The 25,328-nt window shown below is 67.6% G+C and carries 23 protein-coding genes and 1 pseudogene; 15 read left to right on the top strand and 9 right to left on the bottom strand.

Going from position 1 to position 25,328, the window contains the following annotated elements; genetic code table 11:
* The first annotated feature begins 18 nt into the window (after window positions 1-18).
* From ACQY68_RS06625 to metH, 6 genes are all read left to right on the top strand, one after another.
* Window positions 19-954, top strand: coding sequence for a 2-hydroxyacid dehydrogenase (locus ACQY68_RS06625; RefSeq protein WP_428152257.1), 936 nt, complete (start codon window positions 19-21; stop codon window positions 952-954).
* Window positions 955-1,055: 101 nt separating this feature from the next.
* A complete protein-coding gene (locus tag ACQY68_RS06620; protein WP_428152600.1) occupies window positions 1,056-1,868 on the top strand; it encodes a DUF6065 family protein in 813 nt (270 codons plus the stop codon).
* 49 nt (window positions 1,869-1,917) lie between these two features.
* Window positions 1,918-2,895: an ArsR/SmtB family transcription factor gene (locus ACQY68_RS06615; RefSeq protein WP_428152256.1), complete on the top strand. Its 978-nt coding sequence runs from the start codon at window positions 1,918-1,920 to the stop codon at window positions 2,893-2,895.
* Window positions 2,895-3,848 (top strand): methylenetetrahydrofolate reductase [NAD(P)H], encoded by a 954-nt coding sequence (gene metF / locus ACQY68_RS06610; RefSeq protein WP_428152255.1) that lies wholly within the window; start codon window positions 2,895-2,897, stop codon window positions 3,846-3,848. Before ACQY68_RS06615 ends, metF begins: the two co-directional genes overlap by 1 nt.
* A 1-nt stretch (window position 3,849) precedes the next feature.
* A complete protein-coding gene (locus ACQY68_RS06605) occupies window positions 3,850-4,944 on the top strand; it encodes a homocysteine S-methyltransferase family protein (RefSeq protein ID WP_428152254.1) in 1,095 nt (364 codons plus the stop codon).
* A complete protein-coding gene (metH, locus tag ACQY68_RS06600; RefSeq protein WP_428152253.1) occupies window positions 4,944-7,610 on the top strand; it encodes a methionine synthase in 2,667 nt (888 codons plus the stop codon). The genes ACQY68_RS06605 and metH overlap by 1 nt, the downstream gene beginning before the upstream one ends.
* Window positions 7,611-7,769: 159 nt before the next feature.
* Here metH and ACQY68_RS06595 read toward each other — a convergent pair whose 3' ends face one another.
* Both ACQY68_RS06595 and ACQY68_RS06590 read right to left on the bottom strand, forming a co-directional pair.
* A complete protein-coding gene (locus ACQY68_RS06595) occupies window positions 7,770-8,348 on the bottom strand; it encodes a hypothetical protein (protein WP_428152252.1) in 579 nt (192 codons plus the stop codon).
* 148 nt (window positions 8,349-8,496) lie between these two features.
* Window positions 8,497-11,664, bottom strand: a complete 3,168-nt coding sequence (locus ACQY68_RS06590) for a TonB-dependent receptor (protein WP_428152251.1) — start codon at window positions 11,662-11,664, stop codon at window positions 8,497-8,499.
* A gap of 219 nt (window positions 11,665-11,883) precedes the next feature.
* Here ACQY68_RS06590 and ACQY68_RS06585 point away from each other — a divergent pair, with 219 nt between their 5' ends.
* A complete protein-coding gene (locus ACQY68_RS06585) occupies window positions 11,884-12,288 on the top strand; it encodes a TIGR01244 family sulfur transferase (RefSeq protein ID WP_428152250.1) in 405 nt (134 codons plus the stop codon).
* Here the strand turns inward: ACQY68_RS06585 and ACQY68_RS06580 are convergent.
* Window positions 12,285-12,434 (bottom strand): hypothetical protein, encoded by a 150-nt coding sequence (locus ACQY68_RS06580; RefSeq protein WP_428152249.1) that lies wholly within the window; start codon window positions 12,432-12,434, stop codon window positions 12,285-12,287. The two genes, ACQY68_RS06585 and ACQY68_RS06580, sit on opposite strands and share 4 nt — an antisense overlap.
* Before the next feature lie 69 nt (window positions 12,435-12,503).
* On the opposite strand from ACQY68_RS06580, the gene ACQY68_RS06575 reads away from it, so the two are divergent.
* Window positions 12,504-13,406, top strand: coding sequence for an MBL fold metallo-hydrolase (locus tag ACQY68_RS06575; RefSeq protein WP_428152248.1), 903 nt, complete (start codon window positions 12,504-12,506; stop codon window positions 13,404-13,406).
* Here the strand turns inward: ACQY68_RS06575 and ACQY68_RS06570 are convergent.
* Together ACQY68_RS06570 and ACQY68_RS06565 are read right to left on the bottom strand one after the other, a co-directional pair.
* The gene (locus ACQY68_RS06570; RefSeq protein ID WP_428152247.1) at window positions 13,391-14,062 is read right to left on the bottom strand and encodes a hypothetical protein; all 672 of its coding nucleotides are present in this window, start codon (window positions 14,060-14,062) and stop codon (window positions 13,391-13,393) included. The two genes, ACQY68_RS06575 and ACQY68_RS06570, sit on opposite strands and share 16 nt — an antisense overlap.
* 3 nt (window positions 14,063-14,065) lie before the next feature.
* Window positions 14,066-15,712 carry a long-chain-fatty-acid--CoA ligase gene (locus ACQY68_RS06565; protein WP_428152246.1) on the bottom strand — a complete coding sequence of 549 codons (1,647 nt, stop codon included), beginning with the start codon at window positions 15,710-15,712 and terminating at the stop codon, window positions 14,066-14,068.
* A 176-nt stretch (window positions 15,713-15,888) separates the two neighbouring features.
* Between ACQY68_RS06565 and ACQY68_RS06560 the strand changes: the two genes are divergently transcribed.
* From ACQY68_RS06560 to ACQY68_RS06550, 3 genes are all read left to right on the top strand, one after another.
* Window positions 15,889-16,482 (top strand): hypothetical protein, encoded by a 594-nt coding sequence (locus tag ACQY68_RS06560; RefSeq protein ID WP_428152245.1) that lies wholly within the window; start codon window positions 15,889-15,891, stop codon window positions 16,480-16,482.
* A gap of 27 nt (window positions 16,483-16,509) precedes the next feature.
* On the top strand, window positions 16,510-17,163 hold the full coding sequence (udk, locus tag ACQY68_RS06555; RefSeq protein WP_428152244.1) for a uridine kinase: 654 nt from the start codon (window positions 16,510-16,512) through the stop codon (window positions 17,161-17,163).
* A 157-nt stretch (window positions 17,164-17,320) separates the two neighbouring features.
* A complete protein-coding gene (locus ACQY68_RS06550) occupies window positions 17,321-17,866 on the top strand; it encodes a TetR/AcrR family transcriptional regulator C-terminal domain-containing protein (RefSeq protein WP_428152243.1) in 546 nt (181 codons plus the stop codon).
* On the opposite strand, the pseudogene pdxH reads toward ACQY68_RS06550, so the two are convergent.
* Window positions 17,863-18,536: pseudogene (gene pdxH, locus ACQY68_RS06545) on the bottom strand (pyridoxamine 5'-phosphate oxidase). The gene ACQY68_RS06550 and the pseudogene pdxH sit on opposite strands and share 4 nt — an antisense overlap.
* Window positions 18,537-18,613: 77 nt before the next feature.
* On the opposite strand from pdxH, the gene ACQY68_RS06540 reads away from it, so the two are divergent.
* From ACQY68_RS06540 to ACQY68_RS06530, 3 genes are read left to right on the top strand one after another with little or no spacing between them, the layout of a single operon-like run.
* Entirely contained in the window at window positions 18,614-19,333 is a 720-nt protein-coding gene (locus ACQY68_RS06540; RefSeq protein WP_428152242.1) for a DnaJ C-terminal domain-containing protein, read from the top strand.
* A gap of 12 nt (window positions 19,334-19,345) precedes the next feature.
* The gene (aroC, locus tag ACQY68_RS06535; protein WP_428152241.1) at window positions 19,346-20,431 is read left to right on the top strand and encodes a chorismate synthase; all 1,086 of its coding nucleotides are present in this window, start codon (window positions 19,346-19,348) and stop codon (window positions 20,429-20,431) included.
* A gap of 39 nt (window positions 20,432-20,470) precedes the next feature.
* Window positions 20,471-20,743: a hypothetical protein gene (locus tag ACQY68_RS06530; RefSeq protein ID WP_428152240.1), complete on the top strand. Its 273-nt coding sequence runs from the start codon at window positions 20,471-20,473 to the stop codon at window positions 20,741-20,743.
* A 1-nt stretch (window position 20,744) separates the two neighbouring features.
* Here ACQY68_RS06530 and queE read toward each other — a convergent pair whose 3' ends face one another.
* Both queE and queC read right to left on the bottom strand, forming a co-directional pair.
* Complete coding sequence (gene queE, locus ACQY68_RS06525) at window positions 20,745-21,380, bottom strand: 7-carboxy-7-deazaguanine synthase (RefSeq protein WP_428152239.1); 636 nt, start codon at window positions 21,378-21,380, stop codon at window positions 20,745-20,747.
* A complete protein-coding gene (gene queC, locus ACQY68_RS06520; RefSeq protein WP_428152238.1) occupies window positions 21,377-22,111 on the bottom strand; it encodes a 7-cyano-7-deazaguanine synthase QueC in 735 nt (244 codons plus the stop codon). The genes queE and queC overlap by 4 nt, the downstream gene beginning before the upstream one ends.
* Before the next feature lie 205 nt (window positions 22,112-22,316).
* Here queC and ACQY68_RS06515 point away from each other — a divergent pair, with 205 nt between their 5' ends.
* On the top strand, window positions 22,317-23,939 hold the full coding sequence (locus ACQY68_RS06515; protein ID WP_428152237.1) for a response regulator: 1,623 nt from the start codon (window positions 22,317-22,319) through the stop codon (window positions 23,937-23,939).
* Window positions 23,940-24,219: 280 nt separating this feature from the next.
* On the opposite strand, the gene ACQY68_RS06510 is transcribed toward ACQY68_RS06515, so the two are convergent.
* Window positions 24,220-25,272 carry a ligase-associated DNA damage response exonuclease gene (locus ACQY68_RS06510; RefSeq protein ID WP_428152236.1) on the bottom strand — a complete coding sequence of 351 codons (1,053 nt, stop codon included), beginning with the start codon at window positions 25,270-25,272 and terminating at the stop codon, window positions 24,220-24,222.
* Window positions 25,273-25,328: the final 56 nt, after the last annotated feature.

Below are 25,328 nucleotides of genomic sequence, written 5' to 3'. Positions count from 1 at the left end.
CCTGCGCTAGGATCAGCCATGCCCCATCGCCCGCACGTCCTGATCATGCCGTCCCTGCTTGGGCCGCTCACCGCGATTCTGGAGAGCGCCTACAATGTCCATCGCCTGTGGGAGCATCCGCCGGTGGAGGCGCAGGCGCTGATCCAGGCAGTCGTGGTGGCGGGCGAGGATCCGCTGGACACGGCGGTGATCGAGCGGCTGCCGAACCTGAAGCTGATCGCCTGTTTCACCTCGGGCTATGACGGCATCGATCTGGACTGGTGCGCGGCGCGCGGCCTGCCGGTGACCCATGCGCCGGCGGTGAACCACGAGGACGTGGCCGACCATGCGCTGGGTCTGATCCTGGCTGCCGGCCGACGGATCGTGGACGGCGACCGGACGCTGAAGGCCGGTCAGTGGTCGATAAACGAGCGGCTGATGACGCCTTCAATGAAGGGGCGACGCGTCGGCATCGTCGGCTTGGGCCTGATCGGCGAGGCGGTGGCGAAGCGGGTCGAGGTCATGGGCTGTCCGGTCGCCTGGTGGGGGCCGCGGGCGAAGGAATCGCCCTGGCCCCGCGCAGCGTCTCTGATCGAGCTGGCGCGGGACTCGGACGTGCTCGTCGTCGCCTGCCGGGCGGACGAGAGTAATCGCGGGTTGATCTCCGCCGAAGTGATCGAGGCGCTGGGCCCCAACGGCCTGCTGGTCAATGTGGCGCGTGGGTCCCTCGTGGACGAGGACGCCCTGATCCCGGCGCTGAAGGCCGGGCGGCTGGGCCAGGCGGCGCTGGACGTGTTCGAGACGGAGCCGACACCGGCGGAGCGCTGGGCCGGCGTGCCCAACGTCGTCCTGACGCCGCACACCGGCGGCGCGACGTCCGAAGCGGTGCAGGGCATGCTGATGCTGCTGATGCGCAACCTCGCCGCCGCCGTGGCGGGAGAACCTCTGGTGACGCCGGTCGTGCGAGCGGGCTGAGCGCCGGCCTTGCGAAGGCCGTCATGGTCGCGGCAGGGTGCGGTCGCTCCACACGGGACATGCCGTTGACCGACATCGCCGCCCAGACCGATACCGCGCCCCTGACTCTGGAATGCTATCCGATGCGGGACGACCCGCCGCGCATGGTCCCGGGTCGGCCCGAGCGCGACTGGATGGACGAGTTCGCGGGACGACACCCCTATCGCTGCCTGCCGCTGACGATGGCCAACACGACAGGGTGGGAGCTGCTGTGTCCGTTCGGTTTCGAGGCCGAGTGGGACGGCCGGATGGGGGCAAACGCCATCAGGTTCAGGCCCGACGCCGACGCCCTGCATTTCGAGCATTTCGCCGCCTCGCATTTCACCGAGGGAGTTCTGACCTTCCATACGGGCTGGCTGTTCCGGACGCCGCCCGGTTGGGCGATGCGGGCCTCGGGCGTGCCGAACCGGTTCAAGCACGGGATCCAGGCTCTCGAAGGCCTGACCGAGACCGACTGGCTGCCCTATCCGTTCACCATGAACTGGCGTTTCACGGCGCCTGGCGTGATCCGGTTCGAAAAGGACGAGCCGTTCTGCTTCCTGCAGCCGGTTCAGCATCACCGGGTCGAGGAATTCGTGCCGGTCAGGGCCTCGATGGACCCGGATGGCGACCTGGCGCTGCAGTACCGGAAGTGGTCGGAAGTGCGGACCGACTTCAACACCCGCATGGCCGCCGGAGACCCCGAAGCGATCAAACAGGCCTGGCAGCGGTTCTATTTCCGGGGCGAGTTCCCGGACAGGATCGCCGAAGCGCCCGTCGAACATGTCAACAAACGCCGCCTCCTCCCCCTGCCCGACGCGCCGTCGCCCGAGCCCGCACCGCCGTCCGGGGCCCACGTCGATTTCCGGAACTGGCGCGCGATCACCAGGGGCTGACACGGTTTCCGCTTCACATCATATAAGGATATCCTTATATGATTATACCATGTCGCTGACCGCCGATCAGACTGTCGAAGCCCTGCGCGCCGCCGGCGAGCCGACCCGCCTGCGCATCCTGTCGCTGCTGGCCGGCGAGGAACTGTCGGTGATGGAGCTGAGCCGCGTGCTGGAACAGAGCCAGCCGCGCGTGTCGCGCCACCTGAAGCTTATGGCCGACGCCGGTCTGATCGAGCGATTCCCCGACGGCGCCCGCGTCTTCTATCGCGTCTCGCACGAGGTCCTTGCCCGCCGCCTGATCGACACCGTGCTGGACATTCTGGACGACGGCGAAGGAGAGGCCGACCACAGGCGCCTCGACGCCGTGCGCGGCGAACGGGCCGAGGCCGCCGCCGCCTACTTCGAACAGGTCGCGCCGAGCTGGGACCACATCCGCTCCCTCTACGTCTCGGAAACGGCGGTGGAGAGCGCCATCGAACGCGCGGCCGGCCCGGGCCCGTTCGAGCGGGTCGTCGATCTGGGCACGGGCTCCGGCCGGATGCTGACCCTGCTCGGCAAGAAGTCGAAGATGTCGATCGGCCTCGACCTGTCGCAAAACATGCTCAACATCGCCCGGGCCAATGTCGTGAAGGCGGGCCTCGACAAGGTCGAGTTGCGCCACGGCGATATCTTCGCGACCCGTCTGCCGGCGGGTTCGGCGGACCTCGTGCTGGTGCATCAGGTGCTGCATTACCTTGCCGATCCCGGCGCGGCGGTGGCCGAGGCCGCGCGTCTGGTCTCGCCCGGCGGCAAGCTCCTGATCGTCGATTTCGCCCCGCACGACCTCGAGCGCCTGCGCGAAGAGCACCAGCATCGCCGGCTGGGTTTCGCCGACGACGAGATCGGGCGCTGGCTGGCCGAAGCCGGTCTCGACGCCTCCGCCTCCATCGCCCTGCCCCCCGACACGGCGGGACTGACCGTCACCATCTGGACCGCGACGCGCCCGGCGCTAGCGGAAAGGCCCGCCTCCCTAAGGAACCTCGCCTGATGGCCGCAACCGTTTCCCCGCTCGCCGAGGCCCGCGCCCTGCTGCTGTCGCCGCTGGGGCCGGTCGCGCGCGCGGGCCAGAACGCCAATCCCGTGCGCGTCTCGTTCGAGTTCTTCCCGCCCAAGACCGACAAGGCCGAGGAGGCCCTGTGGGAGGCCGTCCGCCGCCTCGAGCCGCTGAATCCCGAGTTCGTCTCGGTAACCTACGGCGCCGGCGGCTCGACCCGCGAGCGGACCCACCGGACGGTCCAGCGCATGCTGACCGAGACGACGCTGAAGCCGGCCGCCCACCTGACCTGCGTCGACGCCAGCCGCGCCGAAGTCGATGAGGTCATCGAAAGCTACAAGGCCATCGGCGTGAACCACATCGTGGCCTTGCGCGGCGACCCGCCCGGCGCGGCCGGCATCGGCGGCGTCTATCAGCCCCGCGCCGACGGCTATGCCAACGCCACGGAACTGACCCGGGCCATCGGCCGCGTCGGCGGCTTCGACGTCACGGTCGGCGTCTATCCGGAACGGCATCCGGAAAGCCCGTCCATCGACCACGACATCGACGTGCTCAAGGCCAAGATCGACGCCGGGGCGACCCGCGCGGTCAGCCAGTTCTTCTTCGACATCGACGCCTTCCTGCGTTTCCGCGACCGGGTCCGCGCGGCAGGGGTGAGCATCCCCCTGATCCCCGGAATCATGCCCGTGTCGAACTTCACCGGCCTCGTGCGGATGTGCGGATCCTGCGGCGCCTCGGTGCCCGACTGGCTGGCCGCCCATTTCGAGGGCCTCGACGACGATCCGGAGACCCGGAAACTGCTGGCCGCCTCGGTCGCCGCCGAGACCTGCGCCCGGCTGCAGGAAGAGGGCTTCTCCGACTTCCACTTCTACACCCTGAACCGCGCCGACCTGGTATATGCGATCTGCCGCGTCCTGGGCGTCCGCGAACAGAAGGCCCTTGCCTGAGATGACCTCTCCCCTCACCCGTCCCGAACGCATCGCCGCCCTGCACAAGGCCGCCAGGGAGCGCATCCTGGTCCTCGACGGATCGTGGGGCGTGATGATCCAGCGGCGTGAGCTCGAAGAAGCCGACTTCCGCGGCGACCGGTTCGTCGAGGCCAACGGGTACGACGAAAAGGAGCAGATGAAGGGCAACAACGACATCCTGTGCATCACCCGCCCGGACGTCATCAGCGACCTTCACGACCAGTATTTCGGCGCCGGCGCCGACATCTCGGAGACCAACACCTTCTCCGGCACGGTCATCGCCCAGGACGACTACAAACTCGACGAACAAGCGGTCTGGGACATCAATCTGGAGGGCGCGAAACTGGCCCGCGCCTCGGCCGACCGCTGGACCGAAAAGGAGCCGCACAAGCCGCGCTTCGCCGCGGGGTCGATCGGGCCGCTGAACAAGATGCTGTCGATGTCGTCGGACGTGAACGACCCCGGCGCGCGTCTGGTCACCTTCGACCAGGTCTATGACGCCTATCGCCACCAGATCCGCGCCCTGAACGAGGGCGGCGTCGACCTCTATCTGATCGAGACCATCACCGACACGCTGAACTGCAAGGCCTGTATCAAGGCGATCAAGGACCTCGAGGACGAGGGCATGGAGCCCCTGCCGATCTGGATTTCGGGCACCATCACCGACCGCTCGGGCCGCACCCTGTCGGGCCAGACGGCCGAGGCTTTCTGGAACAGCGTGCGCCACGCCAAGCCGTTCGCCGTGGGCTTCAACTGCGCGCTCGGCGCCGATCTGATGCGGCCCTTCATCGCCGAACTGAGCCGCGTCGCCGATACGCTGGTCGCCGCCTACCCCAACGCCGGCCTGCCCAACGCCATGGGCCAGTACGACGAGGAACCGCACGAGACCGCCCACTCCATCGAGGAATGGGCCGCCTCCGGCCTGGTCAACATCGTCGGCGGCTGCTGCGGGACGACGCCTGACCACATCAAACACACCGCCGAGGCGGTCGCGAAACTGCCGACGCGGGAGATTCCCGAGCGGCCGGTGGCGATGCGGCTGTCGGGTCTCGAGCCCTTCGAACTGGTAGCCTGATGCGTCCTGTCTTCATCAACGTCGGCGAGCGGACCAACGTCACCGGTTCGGCCAAATTCAAGAAGCTGATCGTCGAGGGCGACTACACCGCCGCCCTGACCGTCGCCCGGCAACAGGTCGAGGCCGGCGCCCAGGTCATCGACATCAACATGGACGAGGGCCTGCTGGATTCGAAGCAGGCCATGATCACCTTCCTCAACCTGATCGCGGCCGAACCCGACATCGCCCGCGTGCCGGTGATGATCGACTCCTCGAAATGGGAGGTCATCGAGGCGGGCCTGAAATGCGTTCAGGGCAAGCCGATCGTCAACTCGATCTCGATGAAGGAGGGCGAGGACGCCTTCCGCGCCCAGGCCGTCAAATGCCTGCGCTACGGCGCGGCTGTGGTGGTCATGGCCTTCGACGAAGTGGGTCAGGCCGATACCGCCGCGCGCAAGATCGAGATCTGCACCCGCGCCTATCGCATCCTGGTGGACGAGGTCGGCTTCCCGCCCGAAGACATCATCTTCGACCCAAATATCTTCGCCGTGGCGACGGGGATCGAGGAGCACGACAACTACGCCGTCGACTTCATCGAAGCGGTCAAGGTCATCAAGGCCACTTTGCCCTACGCCCGGATCTCGGGCGGGGTTTCGAACGTCTCGTTCAGCTTCCGCGGCAATGAGCCGGTGCGCCGGGCGATCCACAGTGTCTTCCTGTACCACGCCATCGCGGCGGGCATGGACATGGGGATCGTCAACGCAGGCGACCTGCCCGTCTATACCGACATCGAGCCGACGCTGCGCGAGGCCGTCGAGGACGTGATCCTCAACCGGCCCCAACGGACCAACGTCTCCAACACCGAACGCCTCGTGGACATCGCCCCCAACTACAAGGGCGACAAGGGGGTGGCGCGGGTCGTCGATCTGAAGTGGCGCGACCAGCCCGTCGGCAAGCGGATCGAACACGCCCTGGTCAACGGCATTACCGAATACATCGACGCCGACACCGAAGAGGCGCGCCTGTCGTTCGAGCGACCGCTGCACGTCATCGAAGGCCCGCTGATGGACGGGATGAATGTGGTCGGCGACCTGTTCGGCTCGGGCAAGATGTTCCTGCCGCAGGTGGTGAAGTCCGCCCGCGTGATGAAACAGGCCGTGGCCTGGCTGGAACCCTTCATGGAGGCCGAGAAGGCCGGCAAGCCGCGCGAACAGGCCGGCCGCATCCTGATGGCCACGGTCAAGGGCGACGTCCACGATATTGGCAAGAACATCGTCGGCGTGGTCCTGCAGTGTAACAACTACGAGGTCATCGACCTGGGCGTCATGGTCCCGGCCGACCGCATCCTGGACGCCGCGATCGAGCACAAGGTGGACATCGTCGGTCTCTCGGGCCTGATCACCCCGTCGCTGGACGAGATGGTCTTCGTGGCGCGCGAGATGCAGCGGCGTGGCTTCGACATCCCCCTGTTGATCGGCGGGGCGACGACCAGCCGGACCCATACGGCCGTGAAGATCGAGCCCGGCTATTCGGCCGGATCGACCACCTATGTCGTCGATGCGTCGCGGGCCGTGGGCGTAGTCTCAGGGCTCCTGTCCAAGACCGAGCGGGCGAAGAACGAGGCCATCACGCGCGACGAATACATCCGCATCCGCGAGCAGTACGCCCGGGGCCAGGAGGTCAAGGCGCGCGCGTCCCTGCCGCAGGCCCGCGACAACCGGTTCAGGATCGATCCGGCCCAGACCATGCCCGGCGCGCCGTCCTTCATCGGGGTGAAGGCGTTCGACAGCTGGGACCTGCAGGACCTGGCCGACCACATCGACTGGACCCCCTTCTTCGCCAGCTGGGAGCTGATCGGCCGCTATCCGCTGATCCTCGAGGACGAGATCGTCGGCCAGGCGGCCAAAGACCTGTTCGCCGACGCGCAGGTGATGCTGAAGCAGATCATCGACGAGAAATGGTTCACCGCGAAGGGCGTGGTCGGCTTCTGGCCCGCCAACGCGATCGGCGACGATGTCGCCGTCTACGCCGACGAGAGCCGTACCGAAGAGATTGCCCGCTTCCACACCCTGCGCCAGCAGATCAGGAAGTCGAACGGCAAGCCGAACCTGGCCCTGTCCGACTTCGTGGCTGAAGAAGGCGCGGACTATATCGGCGCCTTCGCGGTCACCACCGGCCACGGCGAGGTCGAGGCCTCGACACGCTTCAAGACCGCCGGCGACGACTATTCCGCCATCATGGCGGCGGCCTTGGCCGACCGTCTGGCCGAGGCCTTCGCCGAAGCCTTGCACAAAAAGGTGCGCACCGAACTCTGGGGCTATGCTCCCGACGAGGCGACCACCACCGATGACCTGATCGCCGAACAGTATCAGGGCATCCGCCCCGCCCCCGGATACCCGGCCCAGCCCGACCACACCGAGAAGGCCACCCTGTTCAGGCTGCTGCAGGCCGAAGACAACGCCGGAATGGCCCTGACCGAGAGCTTCGCCATGATGCCGCCGGCGTCCGTTTCAGGCCTCTATTTCGGCCACCCGGGCAGCCACTATTTCGGTGTCGGCAAGATCGATCTGGACCAGATCGAGGACTACGCGGCCCGAAAGGGCTGGGACATCGCGACCGCCGAACGCTGGCTTTCGCCGATCCTCAACTACGAACCGGGCGCCGCGCCGCGGGTGGCGGCGGCCTAGGAAAGCCGTCTCCTCCCTGCGCCGCAGGCGTGGGGAGGTGGCCCGGAGCGAAGCGGAGGGACGGACGGGGTCTTGCCGCCGTCCAGAGCCCCTCCGTCTGCTCGCGAAGAGCTCGCATCCACCTCCCCATAGCTTAGCGACGGGGACAAGACCCGAAACCTAGTTCGCCAGCGGCACGCCGACTTCGTCCAGCCCGGCTTGGGTCAGGGTCACTGGCGGGGTCGTAATGTTGTCGCGCACCCGACGGGCGGCGTGTTCGCAACGGCCCGGCAGGCCGAAGAACAGACCGAAGGCCTCGCTGCGGGCCCGTTCGTCCTCCTGCGCCTGCAAGGGAACCCATTTGGCGGCGGCGTCCGCTTCGGCCGCCCGGGCGGCGGCGAGGGTCGCAGGCGTCTGGCGGGCCTGACCGGCGCGAAGCGCGTCACGGAAATCCGCCGCTTCCAGCCCGCCAAGTCGAATGATGTCGCGATCCAGATCGTCGGCCGTCGTCAGGCTGCGACCGAGCGCGATGTGCCCTTCCACCAGAGCCGCGCACCAGGCCACCAGCGGATAGTCCTGTTCCGGCGCGCCGCGCGGCAGCGGCGTCTCATAGGCGATGGCTTCGCGCGCCCGCAGTGAATCCACGCTCTCTCCGGCGTCGCGGGCGGTGACGACCGGCCCGTCATCCTGCCGGGCGAAGGCGGGCGACTGAATCGCAAAGGTCAGAACGAGAAGCGAGGCGGCGAGACGAAAGCGCATGGACGGTCCGTGATCTGTTTCGGGGAGCTCGCCCCACCCAACGCCTGAAGCGTCGCAATGGTTTTTCTGCGGCGCCAATTTCCCAAAGAAAAGGGCGGCGGACCCGAAGATCCGCCGCCCAGTCATGCTCATGTAGTCAGTCTGAAGTTTAGAACGCCCAGTCGAAGCCGAAGCGGATCGAACGCGGGGCTTGGTAGACCGTGGGCGCCATGTAGTTGACGTCTGGGCCGCCGGCATCGTTTTCGCCGTATTCGTTGTTCTGGGCGACGCCCTGAAGGTTGAACACGTTGATGACATCGGCACGCAGAACCAGGTTGCCGGGAACGACGTCATCGAGGCTGTAGCGGAACGACATGTCGAAGCGGGTCAGCCAGTCGCTTTCGAACGCCGAACCCCGGTCAACGACCAGGCCGTTGCAGAAGCGCGAAGCCGCTCCGTACGAGCTGTTGGCGACCTGACCATCGGCGTAGCCGTTCGGAGCCAGGCCGATGCACCCGTAGTGACGCGGCGAGGTGACCGAAAGGTTGGCGCCGACCGTGAAGTTGTCGAACGCCTGCCACGAGCCGTACAGCTTGAACTGATGGGCGCGGTGGTTCGGCAGGAGGCCATAGGAGCCCGGCAGGAAGGCGATGAAGTCGAAGTCCTGGGTAATGCCGGAGTCGACCTGACCCACGTCGGACTTGACGCCACCCTCGGTGTTACCCTCGGATTTCGACAGGGTGTAGGAGCCGGTCAGACCCCAGACGCCGTCGAAGGCGCGGTCGAAGGTGAACTCCAGTGCGGTGTATTCACGCTTGACCTTCGGGAACGGCAGATCGGCGGCCGACAGAGCGATCGTCTGCGTGGAGACCACCCCGGAGGCGTTGGGAATATCGACGCGGATCGTCGCGTCTTCGCCCGGGTTGATGATCCGGTACAGATCCTGGCCGTGGTACAGGTCCTGACAGCCCGTGCCGGCGGCATTGGTCAGCGGCAGGTTGTTGCGACGGCAGTAGGCGATGACGCCGTTGTCTAGCAGGGCGTCCTCGGCGATCCGGCCGAGGTTCCGGTAGATAGCCTTGACGCCCAGGGTCCACAGATCGGTGACCTGGCTTTCATAGCCGACGATGAACTCATCCTCGTAGGTGGCTCCCAGATTGGTAGCGACCAGAGTGGTCGGATCCGGCTCGGAGCCGTTGTTCCGCACCGAACAGGCGACCGCGCCAGCGGCGGCCGAGGTGCCGGTGCCCGCCGGACAGGCGACGAGGCCGGGGCGGTTGACGATCTGGGGACCGAAGCCTGCCGTGGGCAGGCCCGTCGTGGCGTTGAAGCCGGTGGTCGAGCCGGGCGTGCCGCCGAAGTAGAGCGCCCCGCCTGCCGCCGTATAGAACTCGGTGATGTCGATCGCCGGCGCCGCGATGCGGAACGCGGTGTTCGAAACCGGCGGCAGGAAGTAGCGGCCATAGCTGCCGTAGAACTTCGAGGTGCCGTCGCCGATCGGATCGTAGGTCGCGCCGAGGCGGGCGGCGTAGTTCTCCTCAAAGCTGATGAAGGTGACGCCCTTGGTGTTGGCCGTCTCGAAGTTGTCGTTCCGGAAGCCGATCTGCAGGTTCAGTCGGTCCGACACATCCCACGAGTCATGGATGTAGTAGGCTTCGTTGGCCCCCTCGAAGCCGCCGCCCGAGGTGAAGATACGGCGTTCCGCATATTCCTGGCCGGTCGCCAGACCGTATTGGGTGGCGATCGCGGCGCTGGCCGACCGGTAGGTGTAGTTTCCGCCGCCGTTACGAACCGACTGCGTCGTCAGCAGCGTGTCTTCGTGATCGTAGCCGAAGCGAACGTGGTGTTGGCCGAACAGGTCGAAATAGACGTCCGCGTCGGCGCGGTAGAACTTGCGCTCCGCCAGTTCGATCGAGGAGGCGGCAGCCGTTTGGCGGCTGCGACGCGCGCTGTTCTGGCCGGTGCGCGAGTCGGTCACCAGCGATTCAGCTGTCGGCTGAACCTGGCTGCCCGAGTTGATGGTGGTCTCGCCGTAGGCCGCCGAAATGGTCAGCCAGTCGGTGATCGTACCGGTGTAGCGTCCGACCCAATTCTCGCCGCCCTGACCGAGGACCGTGGAATTCAGGGCCGTCGTCCCGACCGTGTCCGTCGCAGGGACGTAGTTGAACGACGTCCGCGTACGCTCGCCCGAGGTATCGAAATAGGTGAACTCCAGGCGGTGATCGGCAGTGATGTAGCCGTCCAGCTTCAGGCCGTAGAACGGCTCGTCGCTGAATGCATCTTCGTTGTACGTGCCTGTCACGCCGGTTTGCGACGCCGATCTGGACTGCATGTCAGAGTAGGCGACGATACCATAGGCGAACAGGCGGTCGCGGATGATCGGACCGCCGACTTCCAAGGTCAGAGTCTTCTCTTCGAACTCGCCGAGATGGTTCACAACGCCGGCGTAGTTGTCGCCCGAAATGGTGTCGGGCGCATCTTCGCGCAGCGAATCCGGGGCCCAGGTGCCGTGCAGCTCGACGACGAAGTCGTTGGTGCCGGACTTGGTGGTGGCGTTGATGATGCCGCCGGTCGCGCGGCCGAACTCGGCGGAATAGCCGCCGGTCTTCACTTCAACCGTCTTGTAGAACTCGAACGGCACGGTCGCGCCACCCAGACCGGTCACGAAGTTCGTGATGTTCAGGCCGTTGACGAAGAAGGCGTTTTCAGCCGGGCCCGAACCGCCGAGCGCGGGCGGGGCCTGGAGTTGCGACTGGCCGAGAGCGAACTGCGAGTCGCCGACTACGGCGCCGGGAGCGAGCAGGGTGATCGCCGTGATGTTCCGGGCGACCGGCACGTTCTCGATCAGCTGGTCCACGTCGATCGACACGCCGGTGGCGGCGCGCGACATGTCCAGCGAGCGGCGAACGCCCGTGACCACGATGTCGTCGACGTTCGAGCCCGAGGAACCAGCGGTTCCGAGCGTGAAGACGTAGCTGTTGTTGCCCAGCGCTACGTTGACGTCATCCGAAACATTGTCGAAGCCCGAGGCGGCGACAGTCACCGAATAGGCACCTGTCGGGATCAGGGGAACGCGGAACTGGCCGTTGGCGCCGGTGGTGGCGCTGCGGCTGATGCCCTGTGCGCTCGAGACGACAGTCACCGTGGCGCCGACGATCGGCTCGCCGTTGGTGCCTTCGACGGCGCCGGTCAGGGTGCCGTTGGTGTAGTCCTGCGCCACTGCGGCGGTCGGCGCGGCGACGACCGCGACCACGGGCAGGGCTGCGATGGCCAGAATGGCCGCGCCGCCCATCATCGTGGTGGCGAGCATGCGCTGCCGGATGGATTGGTTTCTCAAAATCGTTCTCCTGAAACGATAGTGCGACCCTCCGCCGCACTGATGGTCGTCGTGCGACGCAAATTGTCGCAGACTGACCTAGTGATAGGCCCGTTGAACTTTGCCGCGCCACCGCAATTACAGGCGTGTAATGTTGTGGCCTCATCAGTGTCGCATTCAGGACACGTTGCAGCCGACAAAGCGTCACTGTCAGTTCCCCGAACCGGAAAGGTCCGCATCATGTTTTCGCCACGCCCCCTCGCCGCCGATGTCTGGGCCGCGCCACAGATCGCGATCGAGGATCTGGCCGAGATCGCCCGCATGGGCGTGCGCACGGTCGTCAACAACCGGCCGGACGGCGAGGACGCGGGGCAGCCCTCCTCCGCCGAGATGGAAGACGCCGTGCGGGCGGCGGGTCTGGACTATGTGCACGCGCCCGTGGCGGGCATGCCTGGGCCGGACGCGGTGCGCGCCGTGGCGGACGCGCTGGAGACGGGCGAGCCCGTGCTGATGTATTGCCGCTCGGGCACACGTTCGACCGTGGCCTGGGCGTTGGCGATGCGGGCGCTGGATCGCGCCGGAGCCGATGATTTGCGAGAGGCGGCAGCGAACGCCGGCTACGACCTCAGCCGATTGCCGCTCTAGCGCTGGATCGCGACGCGCGTGGCGTAAGGTATGGGTTCGGGATCACCGCACGACGCCAGAACGAGTTGCGCCGCCATGAGACACAGGAAGGCCGCCGCGATGGGCTGGAGCCGATTTGAGACAGTGAAGGCGATGCTGCGGGCCACGGGGTACGCTCCGGACGGGATTTACCTCTCGTTAAGGCAAGGACCGCGCCGCTTTCCGGAGGCCGCATCGTGATCCCGTTCGTGCGCGCGTTCGACTTCGCTTACGGCCGCTGCGATCAGGTCTCGCCCCTGATCCAGAGGGTGATCTGCGACAACCCGGGGCCGTTCACCTTCACGGGCACAGGGACCTACATCGTGGGGCGGCCGGAGAACGGCGCCTCCGTCGCCGTGATCGATCCCGGCCCCGTCGACCAGACGCATCTGGCGGCGCTGCTTGAGGCGGTGGATGGCCGAACGGTCAGCCATGTGCTGGTGACCCACACGCACCGCGACCACTCTCCCCTCGCCCGGCCATTCGCCGACCGGGTCGGGGCGCCGGTTCTGGCCATGCGACCGCCGGCCCGCCAGACCCACGCCTCGGGCGCTCTGGACGAGGACGAGGACGAGGTGTTCGCGCCCGACACGATCCTGTCGGGCGGCGAGCGGATCGAAGGCGACGGCTGGACGATGCGCACGATGGCGACCCCGGGTCACGCCTCCAACCACATGGCCTTCGCTCTTGAGGAGGAGAACGCCCTGTTCTGCGGCGACCATGTCATGGGCTGGTCGACCACGGTGGTCGCGCCGCCGGACGGGAACATGTCGGACTATATGCGCAGCCTCGACGCGGTGATCGCCGCCGGGTTCTCGAACCTGTGGCCGACCCACGGCGCGCCGATCACCGACGTCGCGCCCTTCCTCGCCGCCTGTTGGGCCCACCGGCTGGAGCGGGAGGCGCAGATCCTGTCACGGGTCCGGGCGGGCGACCGGACGATCGCCCAGATGGTCCCGGTTCTCTACGCCGCCGTGGATCAACGCCTGTGGCCGGCCGCGAGCCTGTCGGTGCTGGCCCACCTGATCAAACTGGTCGGGGAGGGCCGGATATCGGTCGAGGGACCGCCCGGGCTCGGCTCGACCTATGGAGCGGCCTGAAGCGCGGCGACCAGTTTCGCGGCGACCTTGCAGGTGGCGCCGCCGTCGGTGTGGTCATAGCGCGCCACGACCCGGACGTCGGTGCGGTCCGGGCGGATGCGGACAACCGCCTCGTGCCCCATGCCGAACCAGAAGCCGTCGCGAACGCCGCGTGAGCGGAACAGCTGGGATTCCGTGACGGAGAAACCCGCGGCCTGCAGAGCGTCGGTGGCCTTGGCCGGAGCGACCTGGGTCATGACAGCCTGCACGCCCGGACAGGCGACGGGCGCACCCGCGGCGCCCGGCACCGCGGGCGGTTCGGTCAGGTCGGTCGATACATCAAGCGGTCCTGCGACGGCGATCGCGCGAGACTGGAAGAAGAAGGCGGCCGAGACGCCAGCGCAGAAGATCAGAATGGCAATACTGATCAGGCCAAGCCTGTTGAACTGAGGCAGCGACAGGACAAGTGACGCGGTAGCGTAGCCTAAAGCCGCCCACGTGAGTGTACTGGCGATCTTGAGCGTCAGCAGATCCAGACCGAGGTCCAGCGAGACGATCCCGTTCCGCGTCAGCAGGAGAACGATGAAGGTCATCAGCGGCGCCGCGACGGCCAGGCCCGCGGCGATCCGCACCTTGGCCATGCCGGTCTTCAGCCGCGAACGCGGGCCGCTGGCCATGGCTCAGACCCGCTCGGGCGAGATGGCGCTCGGCAGGGTGTAGTCCTTCAGCCGTTCGCGCAGCAGCTTCTTGTCGATCTTGCCGGTCGCGCCCAGCGGGATGTCGTCCACGAAGACGACGTCGTCGGGCATCCACCATTTGGCGATCTTGCCGACCAGGAAGTCGAGGTGTTCCTGCTTGTTCTCGGCTTCGCCGGGCTTGAGCTTGATGACCAGCACCGGGCGCTCGTCCCATTTCGGATGGGCGGCGCCGATGACGGCGGCCAGTTCGACCCTGGGATGGCCCACGGCGATGTTCTCGATCTCGATCGAGGAAATCCACTCTCCGCCCGACTTGATCACGTCCTTGGCCCTGTCGGTGATCTGCATGAAGCCGTGCTCGTCGATCGTCGAGACGTCGCCGGTATCGAAGAAGCCCTCGTGGTCGAGGATGTCGCCACCCTCGTCCTTGAAATAGCCCTTGGCGATGGTCGGCCCCTTGATCATCAGACGGCCATAGGTCGTGCCGTCGTGCGGCATCTCCTGACCGGCGTAGTTCTTCAGCTTGAGCTCGACGCCCAGCGGCGGGATGCCTTGCTTGACCCGCCACTTCATGCCCTCGTCATAGGGCAGGGCCGCCAGTTCGGGGGGCAGGATCGACATCGTCCCGATGGGCGAGGTCTCGGTCATGCCCCAGCCCTGGGCCACCTCGATGCCGAACTCGTCGTGGAAGGCGCGGATCAGGCTCTCCGGCACGGCCGAGCCGCCGATCAGCACCCGCTTGACCGTCGGGATCTTCAGATTGTTCTCGCGCAGATAGGTCAGCAGGCCCTGCCACACCGTGGGGACAGCGGCCGAGAAGGTGACGCCCTCGCTCTCGATCAGTTCGTAGATGGACTGCCCGTCCATCTTGGACCCCGGCATGACCAGACGCGCGCCCGAGGCCGGTCCCGCGAAGGCGATGCCCCAGGCGTTGGCGTGGAACATCGGCACAACCGGCAGGATCACCTCGGCGGGGGTCGCGCCCAGCACCGTGGCCTGCATCCCCATCAGGGTATGGATGAAGTTGGACCGGTGGGAATACAGGACCCCCTTGGGATTCCCCGTGGTCCCCGAGGTGTAGCAGAGGCCGCACGCGGTCAGCTCGTCGAACCCGCCCCAGACGCAGTCGTCGGACACGCCCGACAGCACCTGCTCGTAGCACTCGGCCTTGGGCAGTTTGGTCGCCGGCATATGCCATTCGTCGGTCATGACCACGACGCGCTCGACCGAGGGGCAGTGCGGCAGCACGGCCTCCAGCAGGGGCACGAAGGTCAGGTCGACGAAGATGATCCGGTCTTCGGCATGGTTGATGATGTAGATCAGCTGCTCGGGGAACAGGCGCGGGTTCAGGGTGTGGCAAACGGCGCCCATGCCCATGATGCCGTACCAGACCTCCATGTGGTTGCCGGTGTTCCAGGCCAGGGTCGCGATCCGGTCGCCCCGCTTCACGCCCCATTCCTTGAGCACGTTCGAGACCTTGCGGGCGCGGCTGTGGATGTCGGCGTAGGTGGTGCGGACGATCGGTCCCTCGACCGAGCGGGTCACGACCTCGCGGTGACCGTGCCAGTTCCTGGCATGGTCCAGGATCCGATCGACCGTCAGCGGCCAGTCCTGCATCAAACCGAGCATCGCATTCCCTCATTGCCCCGGCTGGATGCAGGGCTTGAAGTCACGCTAGCCGAGGTAACCGCTGATAAGCAACGTGACGCAAGGTCACCGGGAACGTCGTTACAGGCTTTGCCGTTGCGTCTCATTGGCTTTTGCCGTCTGTTCCGCCGCTCAAACTTCGAAAAGGACGCCCGGACATGCGTATCGCCACCCGCACCGCCCTCGCCTTCGCGGCCCTGACGGTCCTCGCCGCCTGCGATCGAACCCAGACGCCGCCCCCCGCCGCCGAACCCGCAACGCCGGCCACCGCGCCCGTCGAAGGAGCTGCGACGCCGGCCCAGTCCGCCGGCGGCCTGGCCATCGAGGGCGAAGGCCTGCGCCTGTTCGACGCGACGGGCGCCGCTCGCGCCATCCCGTTCGGTACGCCCCAGGCCACCGCCATCGCAGCCGTCGCCGCCTCGGTCGGCGGCGCCGCGCCCCAGGTCACGACCAACGAGGAATGCGGCGCCGGCCCGACCCAGTTCGCGCAGTTCTCCAACGGCCTGCAGCTGCTGTTCCAGAATGAGACCTTCCAGGGCTGGTTCATCGACAAGGCGGGCCTGACGACCGTCGACGGCGTGGGAGTCGGCTCGACCCGCGCGGCGCTGGAGGAATCCGGAACCGTCGCGATGACCCCGGATTCAACGCTGGGCGCCGAGTTCTCGCTCGGCGAGATGGGCGGCTTCCTGAGCGCCCCGACAGGCGGCGAGGTGGACTCGCTCTACGCTGGCCTCACCTGCTTCTTCCGCTAGATCGCGGCGGGCTCTAGAAGGCCCGCCATGACCATTCTGATCGCGATCACCGGCGGCTCCGGCTCTGGCAAGTCCACCCTGGCCGAGGCTATCGTCAGCGGCCTGACGCCGGGCGCGGCCGTTCTGATGCGCGAGGACTCCTACTACCGCGACGCGGCCTCCCTGCCGGGCTTCGACGCCGCGACGTTCGATTTCGACGACGTCGCCGCCCGCGACCACGAGCTTCTGTACGATGACCTGACCCGGCTGAAGGCGGGCAAGCCGGTCACCGCCCCGGTCTATTCCTTCATCCACCATGGCCGCGAGCCGGACGGCGAGCCCATTCCTGCCGCCGACGTCGTGATCGTGGAGGGCACACATGTGCTGTGCACGCCGCCGGTCGCCGATCTGTTCGATATCCGGGTCTTCGTCGACACGCCGGCCGACATCCGCTTCATCCGTCGCCTGCTGCGCGACCAGGCCGAACGCGGCCGGACGGCACAATCGGTGATCGACCAGTATCTGAAAACGGTGCGACCGGGCCACGAGCGCCTGACCGAACCCTCGCGGACCCGCGCCGACTTCATCATCGCGGACGCCACGGCCGCCGTGCGTCTCGACGATCCGCAGGCCGTGATCCGTTTGGCGGCCCCGGTCCTGGCGCATCCGCTGCTGGCGCACCTCAAACCTGTCGAAACCTGACGATTTTTGATGTGACATCGCCAGCTTGGGCATATCGTCTATCGATTGCGGCCTGATGCAAGCGAACGCCACCATGCAACGAGACGGAGCCCACTCCGCGCCCCCGGTTTCAGACCCCCGACGCGACAACATCGTTCGCGAGGCCCGACGTCATTTCATGTCCGAGGGCTATGCGGCGACACGGATCGAACCCATCGCCCGCGCGACCTCGGTCTCGACCGCGACCCTCTACGGCTATTTTCCGTCCAAGGCCGACCTGTTCTCGGCGGTCATCGCCAACGCCTCGGACGATTTCGCCGAACAGATGACGCGCGTCCGCTGCGACGAGGGCGACGCCCGCACGCAGTTGAACCGGTTCGCCCTCGCCTATGCGGGCTTCATGGGCGATCCGTTCGTTCGGTCCGTCTTCCGGCTGGTGATGGCCGAACGTCCGCGCTTCCGCGACGTGGCCATGGGCTTCTTCGAGAAGGGCCGGCACGACTTCGGCCTGCCGTTGATGGAGACGCTGACCGCCCTCGCCGCGAGCGGCGATCTGCATTTCGACAAGGCGTCATGGGCGGCGGGCCAGCTGATGGGGATGATTGAACACCCCGTCTTCTTCATGCCTCTGGTCACCGGTGATGAAGTCCAGGCCGCGCGCACGCCGGAGGCGATCGCCGCCGACGCCGTCGAGACTTTTCTGGCCCGTTACGGCGCCCGCTAGGGCTGCAGCCGCGTCCGGGTCCAGCCATCGCCGTCCCTCGTGAACAGCAGACGGTCGTGCAGCCGAAACGGCCGGTCGCGCCAGAACTCCACGGCTTCCGGGATCACTCGCCAGCCGGTCCAGCGTTCGGGCCGGGTCACGTCCTTGCCTTCGAACTGCTCGGTCTCCCGCGCCACCGCCGCCTCCAGATCGGCGCGCGTCGCCAACGGCCGGGACTGGTCCGAGGCCCAGGCGCCGATGCGGCTTTCCCGCGCCCGGCTTGCGAAATAAGCGTCGGCTTCTTCAACGCTGACCGGCTCGACCAATCCCCGCACCCGCACCTGACGCCGTAGCGACTTCCAGTGAAACAGCAGGGCCGCGCGCGGTGTCGCGTCCAGTTCCACGCCCTTGGCGCTCTCCCGGTTCGAATAGAAGGTGAAGCCGCGCCCATCGACGTCCTTCAACAGCACCATCCGGCTGTCCGGCGCACCGGTCGCATCCACGGTCGATAGGGACATCGCGTTGGCGTCGTTCGGCTCGTGCGCCTTTGCCTGCTCCAACCATTCGACGAACAGGCCGATCGGTTCTGCGCGATCAAAGATCGTCTCGTCCCGTTGGCGGCCAGGGCGGCGGCATAGTCGCGAGCGTATTCCTCGCGCGTGGGGCTGGGCGGAATGGCGGCGTTCGTCATGCGAGGAGATATAGCAAGGCCCGCGCCCGCCCGCACGGTTAACCCGGCATTGACCATGGGTGCGGCCTATGGAGCCGATGATCGCCCCCGGCCCCAGCCTGAATGAAGCCTTCGCCGTCCTGGGCCTCCACGGTCCGGCCGAACAGGCGGCCGTGACCCGCGCCTTCCGTCTGGCGGTCAAAAGCGCACGTCCGGACCAGGCCGGCGGCGACGCCGAACGCTTCCGCCGGATCATCGCCGCCTATCGCCTGATCCAGACCACCGGCGCCGCCCGCCCCGCCCTCGCGGCGCCGATCCAGCGCCCCGCCGCCCTGCCGGTCGTCGGGCTGACGCCGGTTCAGGCGGTCTCCGGCGGCCAGACGACGGTGCGCTTCGACGACAGAATCCTGCGAGTCCAAGCCCCTGCCGGGATGCGGACGGGCGAGCATCTGCGCCTCAAGGCTGGCGCCGCGGATGGCTCCGATCTCTACCTGCCTGTCCTGATCCGTTCCGCCGACGGCCTCGTGGCGCTGGGCGATGACCTCTTCATGAGCTGGCCGGTCCCGACCCGCCTGCTCAGCGATGGCGGTCGCATCGAGATCGAGACCCACGCCGGGGTTCGCAGCGCCTGGGTCGCCCCCGGCCTGACCGATCCGGTGCGGCTGCGACTACGTGGCCTGGGCCTGCCTGCGCGTGGTGCGCGGCCAGAAGGCCACCTGTTCGTGTCGCTGAAACCGTCCGAGGACGCCCCCTCGGCCGCCGAAGACCTGCTGGCCCGCTTCACCCGCGTCTGGACGCCGGACCGCCTCGCGGCCTAAGCGTCACGGGCGATGTCTCACAACACCTTCGGCCATCTTTTCCGCGTGACCACCTGGGGCGAAAGCCACGGGCCGGCGATCGGCTGTGTCGTGGATGGATGTCCGCCATTGATCCCGCTCACAGAGGCCGACCTCCAGCCCTGGCTCGACCTGCGCAAGCCCGGCGGCAGCCGCTTCGTCACCCAGCGCCAGGAGACCGACGTCGCCCGCATCCTGTCCGGCGTCTTCGACGACGGCGCAGGCCCCGTCACGACCGGGACCCCCATCGCCATCCACATCGACAACGTCGACGCCCGCTCGAAGGACTATGGCGAGATCGCCCGCGCCTATCGTCCCGGCCACGCCGACCTGACCTACCAGACCAAATACGGCGTCCGCGACCATCGCGGCGGCGGTCGATCCTCCGCGCGCGAGACCGCCAGCCGCGTCGCCGCCGGGGCCGTGGCTCGCCGGGTGCTTGGCGATGGCGTCGTCATTCGCGCCGGTGTCGTCCAGTTGGGCCCGCACCGTATCGCGCCCGAAGCAGTCGATTTCTCCGCCGTCTACGACAATCCCCTGTTTGCCGCCTCCGCAGGCGTCGTTCCCGAATGGGAGGCCTACCTCGACGGCATCCGCAAGGCCGGCTCCTCCATCGGCGCCGTCGTGGCACTCGAGGTCACCGGCGTCCCCGCCGGCTGGGGGTCGCCCCTTTACGGAAAGCTCGACGCCGAACTGGCAGCCGCCATGATGTCGATCAACGCGGTCAAGGGCGTGGAAATCGGCGCTGGCTTCGGCTCAGCCGAACTGTCGGGCGAGGACAACGCCGACCAGATGCGCCTCGGTCCGGACGGCGAGATCGTCTTCGGCTCCAACCACGCCGGCGGTGTCCTCGGCGGCATCTCGACGGGTCAGCCGCTGACGGCCCGGGTCGCCTTCAAGCCGACCTCCTCCATCCTGACGCCGCGCCAGACTGTGACCCGCGACGGGACCGAGACGGACCTCCGCACCAAGGGCCGCCACGACCCCTGCGTCGCCCTGCGAGGCGTGCCGGTGGTCGAGGCCATGGCCGCCTGCGTCCTCGCCGACGCGATGCTCAGGCACCGCGCCCAGGTGGGCTAGGTCATCTTCCGTTCACCCTGTTCGGGCTAGATGCACGCCATGATCCAGCCCCTGTCCCGCACCGCCGCCCTCGCCGTCGTCCTGGCGGGCTCGCTGATGCTTCAGGGCTGTCTGGTCGGAGCCGTGGTCGGCACGGCGGGCGCCATCGTCGGCGGCGCGGCCCAGGCCACCGGCGCGGTCGTCGGCGCCGGCGTCGACGCGGTCACCACTTCGGACGAGGAAACCCGCGCCCGCCGCGAACGCGAGCAGCGCGATTACGACCGTCAGCAACGCCGTTGCGAGCAGATGCGCTCGCAGGGCCGGAACTGCTAGCTCACCGCACGCCGATGTATTTGTGCGTCTGGACGCTGAGCCGCCATTTCGGGTGGCGCAGGCAATAGTCCATGGCCGCCGCCGTGTTAGCCGCCTGATCCGGCCCGTCCATCGGCTGGAGCCAGAACCGCTCGAACGCCAGATCGTCGAACCGGTCCGGCATGGCCAGCGCCTGCGGATAGACGAGCTTCAGTTCCTGACCCGACGTCTGCACCACCGGCGCCGCGGCCTTGGGACTGACGCAGATCCAGTCGATCCCGTCGGGCGCGGGCAGCGTGCCGTTGGTCTCCACCGCGATATCGAACCCGTGATCATGCAGCGCCTCGATCAAGGCCGCATCGAGCTGCAGCAGCGGCTCCCCGCCCGTGCAGACCACAAGCTTCGGATCGCCATCGCGCCCGATCCAGAACGACGCGACATGACCCGCCAGCGCCCGCGCATCCCTGAACTTGCCGCCCCCGTCGCCATCCGTGCCGACGAACTCGGTATCGCAGAAGGTGCACACCGCCTCGGCCCGATCCTGCTCGCGCCCACTCCACAGGTTGCAGCCGGCGAAGCGCAGGAAGACCGCCGGACGTCCCGCCTGACCGCCCTCGCCCTGAACCGTCAGGAAGGCCTCCTTGACCGAATAGGTCATCGAGACTTCAGCCAGTCGCGCCAGCCGGCGGCGCGCAGGTCGCAGGCCGGGCAGTCGCCACAGCCGTAACCCCAGTCGTGCCGATGTTCGCGGTCGCCACGATAGCAGGTGTGCGATTCCTCGACGATCAGATCGACCAGGGCGTCCCCGCCGATCCCGTGCGCCAGGTCCCAGGTCTGAGCCTTGGTCAGATACATCAGCGGCGTCTCGATCGGCGAAGGCTTGTCGAGCCCCAGGGTCAGCGCCCGCTCCATGGCGTTGATCGTATCGCGCCGACAGTCGGGGTAGCCGGAGAAGTCGGTCTCGCACATGCCGCCGACCAGCACCGCCAGCCCGCGTCGGTCCGCCAGCGCCGCCGCACAGGTCAGGAACACCAGGTTGCGCCCCGGCACGAAGGTGTTCGGCAGACCCCGCGCCCCGACCTGTATCGCCCGGTCGGTCGTCATCGCCGTCTCGCCGATGGCGCCGAACCCGGTCAGGTCGATGACATGGTCGGGGCCCAGGCGATCCGCGTATTCGGGCAGGACCTTCGCCATCCCGTCGCGCACACGCAGCCTCGCCGCCATCTCGACCGCGTGGCGTTGGCCGTAGTCGAAGCCGACCGTCTCGACCCGCTCATAGCGCTCCAGCGCCCAGGCCAGGCAGGTGGCGCTGTCCTGACCGCCCGAAAACAGAACCAGGGCGTCGTGTGCGGTGTCGTTCGCCAGGGTCAGGATTTGGGTTTCGGTCATGACGGGCCTGCGGTCGGCCGTTCGGTCGCGCGCATCGGGTTCAGTACAGGGATAAACAGGGTGCGAGGTCTCTACACCAGACCCGTCTCACTCGCAAAAGAGACCGACGTCATATGACTGGCGAAAACGGACTGTTTCGCCACTTAACCCTTTTGCAAACGGTTATCCCGCATTGTTCGCCAGTACCACGGGAGTTTCGGCCAGTATGCCGACGATCGAAGTTCTGACGGAACGCGCCGAACCGGTCTTGCCGACAACCTCGGCGGCCGAGATTTTCGCGCGTTTTCAACGCGAGCCCGACACCCTCGTCATTCCGGTGGTCGAGGACGATCGCCCGGTCGGGTTGATCGAACGCAACGCCTTCCTCCTCAAGATCGCCGGTCCCTTCGGCCACGCCCTCTACGCCAACCGCGCCGTTTCTCACGTCATGGATCCCGAACCGGCCGTGGTCGACGCCGGGGTCCGGATCGACGCCTTCTGTGACATCCTGATCAAGGGCGGCGCGGGCTCGCTGATGCGCGGCTTCATCGTCACGCGCGGCGGTCGCTATCGCGGCATCGGCACCGCCGTCTCCCTGCTCCAGGCCGTCAACGAACAGCAGCGCAGCCAGAACGCGGAGCTGGCCGAGCAGTCGCGCGCCCTGACCGACAGCCGCACCCAGGCCCTCGCCTCGGCCCGCGCCAAGAGCCAGTTCCTGGCCATCATGAGCCATGAGCTGCGCACTCCGATGAACGGCGTCCTCGCCGTCGCCGAACTGCTGCGTCGCCAGCCCCTGAACGACGCCGCCCACGCCCACGTCCAGACCATCGTCGATTCCTCCGAGACCCTGTTGCGCATCCTTCAGGACGCGCTCGACCTCTCGCGCGCCGAAGCCGGCGAGCTGGAGATGAACCCGGCCCCGACGCCTCTCCGCGCCCTGATGGACGACATCGAGGCCATGTGGGCTCCGCGCGCGTCCCAGGATCACGTCCGCCTGATGGTGGGCTATGAGGGCGACACCGAACTGACCGCCGACATTGACGGGGTCCGCCTCAAGCAGGTCTTCAACAACCTGATCGGCAACGCCCTGAAGTTCGCCCGCAACGGCGTCGTCGAGGCCAGCCTCAAGGCCTGGTCCGAGAACGGCGAAGTCCGCATGGAGGCCCGCGTCCGCGACGACGGCCCCGGCGTGGACGCCGACCGCGTGGACGCCATCTTTGAACCCTTCGTTCACGGCTCCGGCCCCGACGGCGCGGGCCTCGGCCTGTCGATCTGCCGGCAGATCGTCGAGCGTCTGGAAGGCCGGATCTGGGCCGAGAACAACGCCGGTCGCGGCGCCACCTTCGCCTTCGACGTCACCGCGCCCCTGTCGGAAAAGGTCGCCGACGAAGCCTCCAACGTCTCGGCCCTGGCCGAACTCGAGCTTCAGGCCAATCCACATATCCTGATCGTCGACGACAACGCCACCAACCGCGTGGTCGCCCAGGCTCTGTGCGAGATGTTCGGTTGCTCGTCCGAGACCGCCGAGGACGGCGTCGAGGCGCTCGAGGCCGTTCAGGCCCGTCCGTTCGACCTGATCCTGATGGACATCAAGATGCCGCGCATGGACGGCGTTCAGGCGACCCGGGCCATCCGCGCCCTGCCCGGCCCGGAACGCGACATCCCTATCGTCGCCTTGACCGCCAATGCCGATCCCGACGACGCCAGACACTATCTGTCGATCGGCATGGCCGCCGTGGTCGAAAAGCCGATCAAGCCCGAACGCCTGCGCATGGCCATGAACGCCGCACTGGCCGAGCCCGCCGAGGTCGAGGCCCAGACGCCCGCCCGCAAGGGTCGCGCGGCTTAAGGCGCATTCATTCAACGGCAGACGCAGGTCCGCCGCTGGAGTCATCCGCTCTCGGACGGCGATGCGTCGATGCTGGATGTGCAGCGCCGCGCCGCCTGCGAGTGTCACGCCGAACAGGATCATCGCCCATTCCGGCAGGGTCGGCACAGAGGCGGCCGCCGGCGCCGGGATGAGCTGACCGGGGGCGAGCCGTCCTGAGTGCCCGCCGTGTCCGCGCCCTATCCCTCCTCATCCGGCGTCCCGAACCTGAGTGTCGCGGAAGTCTGGCGACGGCGCAGGCCTAGCTCGGCTGGGAGGTCGCCTCCGCGACCGGTTCGCCCGCCGCCTCGTCGTCCTCCTCGTCATACCCGACCAGCCTCAGCGCCCGCGCCTTCATCCCGTTGATCTCGGCCCAGCGCAGCAGGCCCTCCTCGCGCCCGTGGGTGATCCAGACCTCCTCGGGCCTGATCTCTTCGAAGGTGGTGATCAGCTCCGGCCAGTCGGCGTGGTCGGAGATCACCAGCGGCAGTTCCACCCCCCTCTGCCGCGCTCGCGCCTTGACCAGCATCCAGCCGCTGGCGAAGGCCGTCACGGGATCGGCGAACCGGCGCGCCCAGCGGTCCTGGATCGCCGAGGGCGGCGCGATCGCCACTTCTCCGCCCAGCGCGCCCGCTTTCAGCCCCGTCGCCGGCAGGATCGGCCCCAGATCGATCCCCTCGCGCTCGTACAGCCGGTTCAGCCGCTCCAGCGCGCCGTGGACATAGATGGGCCGCTCCCACCCCGCCTCGCGCAGCAGTTTGATGACCCTCTGCGCCTTGCCAAGGGCATAGGCCCCGACCAGATGCGCCCGCTCGGGAAACTGTCCGAGCGACTGGACCAGCCGCGCGATCTCCTCGGCGTCCGGCGGATGGGTGAAGACCGGCAGGCCGAACGTCGCCTCGGAGATGAAGACGTGGCAGGGCACGGGCTCGAACGGCACGCAGGTCGGATCGCGTCGGCGCTTGTAGTCGCCCGACACCACCATGGTCAGGCCCTGATACGTCACCACCGCCTGGGCCGAACCCAGTACATGTCCGGCCGGGACCAGCTTGACCTCCACGCCGTTCTGGGTCGCCGCCTCGCCATAGCCGACGGCCTGGCGGCGCTCCGTGAAATCCTCGCCGTAGCGTTCGGCCATGATGGCGAGGGTCTGACCGGTGGCCAGCACGGCGCCGTGCCCGGATCGCGCATGGTCGGAATGGCCGTGGGTCACCACCGCCCGATCCACCGGCCTCACGGGGTCGATGTAGAAATCGCCCGGCGGGCAGTACAGGCCGGCCGGCGTGGGTCTCAACAGGTCTTCGGGTCGGATCATGGTCTGGGCATCATCGGGATCGGGGGCCTGCGTCGGGACTTGCGCGCGAATGCCCG

Source organism: Brevundimonas sp. (assembly GCF_965278935.1).
GTDB lineage: Bacteria > Pseudomonadota > Alphaproteobacteria > Caulobacterales > Caulobacteraceae > Brevundimonas.
The sequence above is the reverse complement of the archived record's forward strand: the minus strand, read 5'-3'. Positions and strand labels throughout refer to the sequence as shown.

What these genes read in the sequence shown, in the direction of transcription:
- ACQY68_RS06625 (WP_428152257.1), top strand. Translation starts at nt 19, where the DNA reads ATGCCCCATCGCCCGCACGTCCTGATCATGCCGTCCCTGCTTGGGCCG.
- ACQY68_RS06615 (WP_428152256.1), top strand. Translation starts at nt 1,918, where the DNA reads ATGTCGCTGACCGCCGATCAGACTGTCGAAGCCCTGCGCGCCGCCGGC.
- metF (WP_428152255.1), top strand. Translation starts at nt 2,895, where the DNA reads ATGGCCGCAACCGTTTCCCCGCTCGCCGAGGCCCGCGCCCTGCTGCTG.
- ACQY68_RS06605 (WP_428152254.1), top strand. Translation starts at nt 3,850, where the DNA reads ATGACCTCTCCCCTCACCCGTCCCGAACGCATCGCCGCCCTGCACAAG.
- metH (WP_428152253.1), top strand. Translation starts at nt 4,944, where the DNA reads ATGCGTCCTGTCTTCATCAACGTCGGCGAGCGGACCAACGTCACCGGT.
- ACQY68_RS06595 (WP_428152252.1), bottom strand. Translation starts at nt 8,348, where the DNA reads ATGCGCTTTCGTCTCGCCGCCTCGCTTCTCGTTCTGACCTTTGCGATT.
- ACQY68_RS06585 (WP_428152250.1), top strand. Translation starts at nt 11,884, where the DNA reads ATGTTTTCGCCACGCCCCCTCGCCGCCGATGTCTGGGCCGCGCCACAG.
- ACQY68_RS06570 (WP_428152247.1), bottom strand. Translation starts at nt 14,062, where the DNA reads ATGGCCAGCGGCCCGCGTTCGCGGCTGAAGACCGGCATGGCCAAGGTG.
- ACQY68_RS06565 (WP_428152246.1), bottom strand. Translation starts at nt 15,712, where the DNA reads ATGCTCGGTTTGATGCAGGACTGGCCGCTGACGGTCGATCGGATCCTG.
- ACQY68_RS06560 (WP_428152245.1), top strand. Translation starts at nt 15,889, where the DNA reads ATGCGTATCGCCACCCGCACCGCCCTCGCCTTCGCGGCCCTGACGGTC.
- udk (WP_428152244.1), top strand. Translation starts at nt 16,510, where the DNA reads ATGACCATTCTGATCGCGATCACCGGCGGCTCCGGCTCTGGCAAGTCC.
- ACQY68_RS06550 (WP_428152243.1), top strand. Translation starts at nt 17,321, where the DNA reads ATGTCCGAGGGCTATGCGGCGACACGGATCGAACCCATCGCCCGCGCG.
- ACQY68_RS06540 (WP_428152242.1), top strand. Translation starts at nt 18,614, where the DNA reads ATGATCGCCCCCGGCCCCAGCCTGAATGAAGCCTTCGCCGTCCTGGGC.
- aroC (WP_428152241.1), top strand. Translation starts at nt 19,346, where the DNA reads ATGTCTCACAACACCTTCGGCCATCTTTTCCGCGTGACCACCTGGGGC.
- ACQY68_RS06530 (WP_428152240.1), top strand. Translation starts at nt 20,471, where the DNA reads ATGATCCAGCCCCTGTCCCGCACCGCCGCCCTCGCCGTCGTCCTGGCG.
- queE (WP_428152239.1), bottom strand. Translation starts at nt 21,380, where the DNA reads ATGACCTATTCGGTCAAGGAGGCCTTCCTGACGGTTCAGGGCGAGGGC.
- queC (WP_428152238.1), bottom strand. Translation starts at nt 22,111, where the DNA reads ATGACCGAAACCCAAATCCTGACCCTGGCGAACGACACCGCACACGAC.
- ACQY68_RS06515 (WP_428152237.1), top strand. Translation starts at nt 22,317, where the DNA reads ATGCCGACGATCGAAGTTCTGACGGAACGCGCCGAACCGGTCTTGCCG.
- ACQY68_RS06510 (WP_428152236.1), bottom strand. Translation starts at nt 25,272, where the DNA reads ATGATCCGACCCGAAGACCTGTTGAGACCCACGCCGGCCGGCCTGTAC.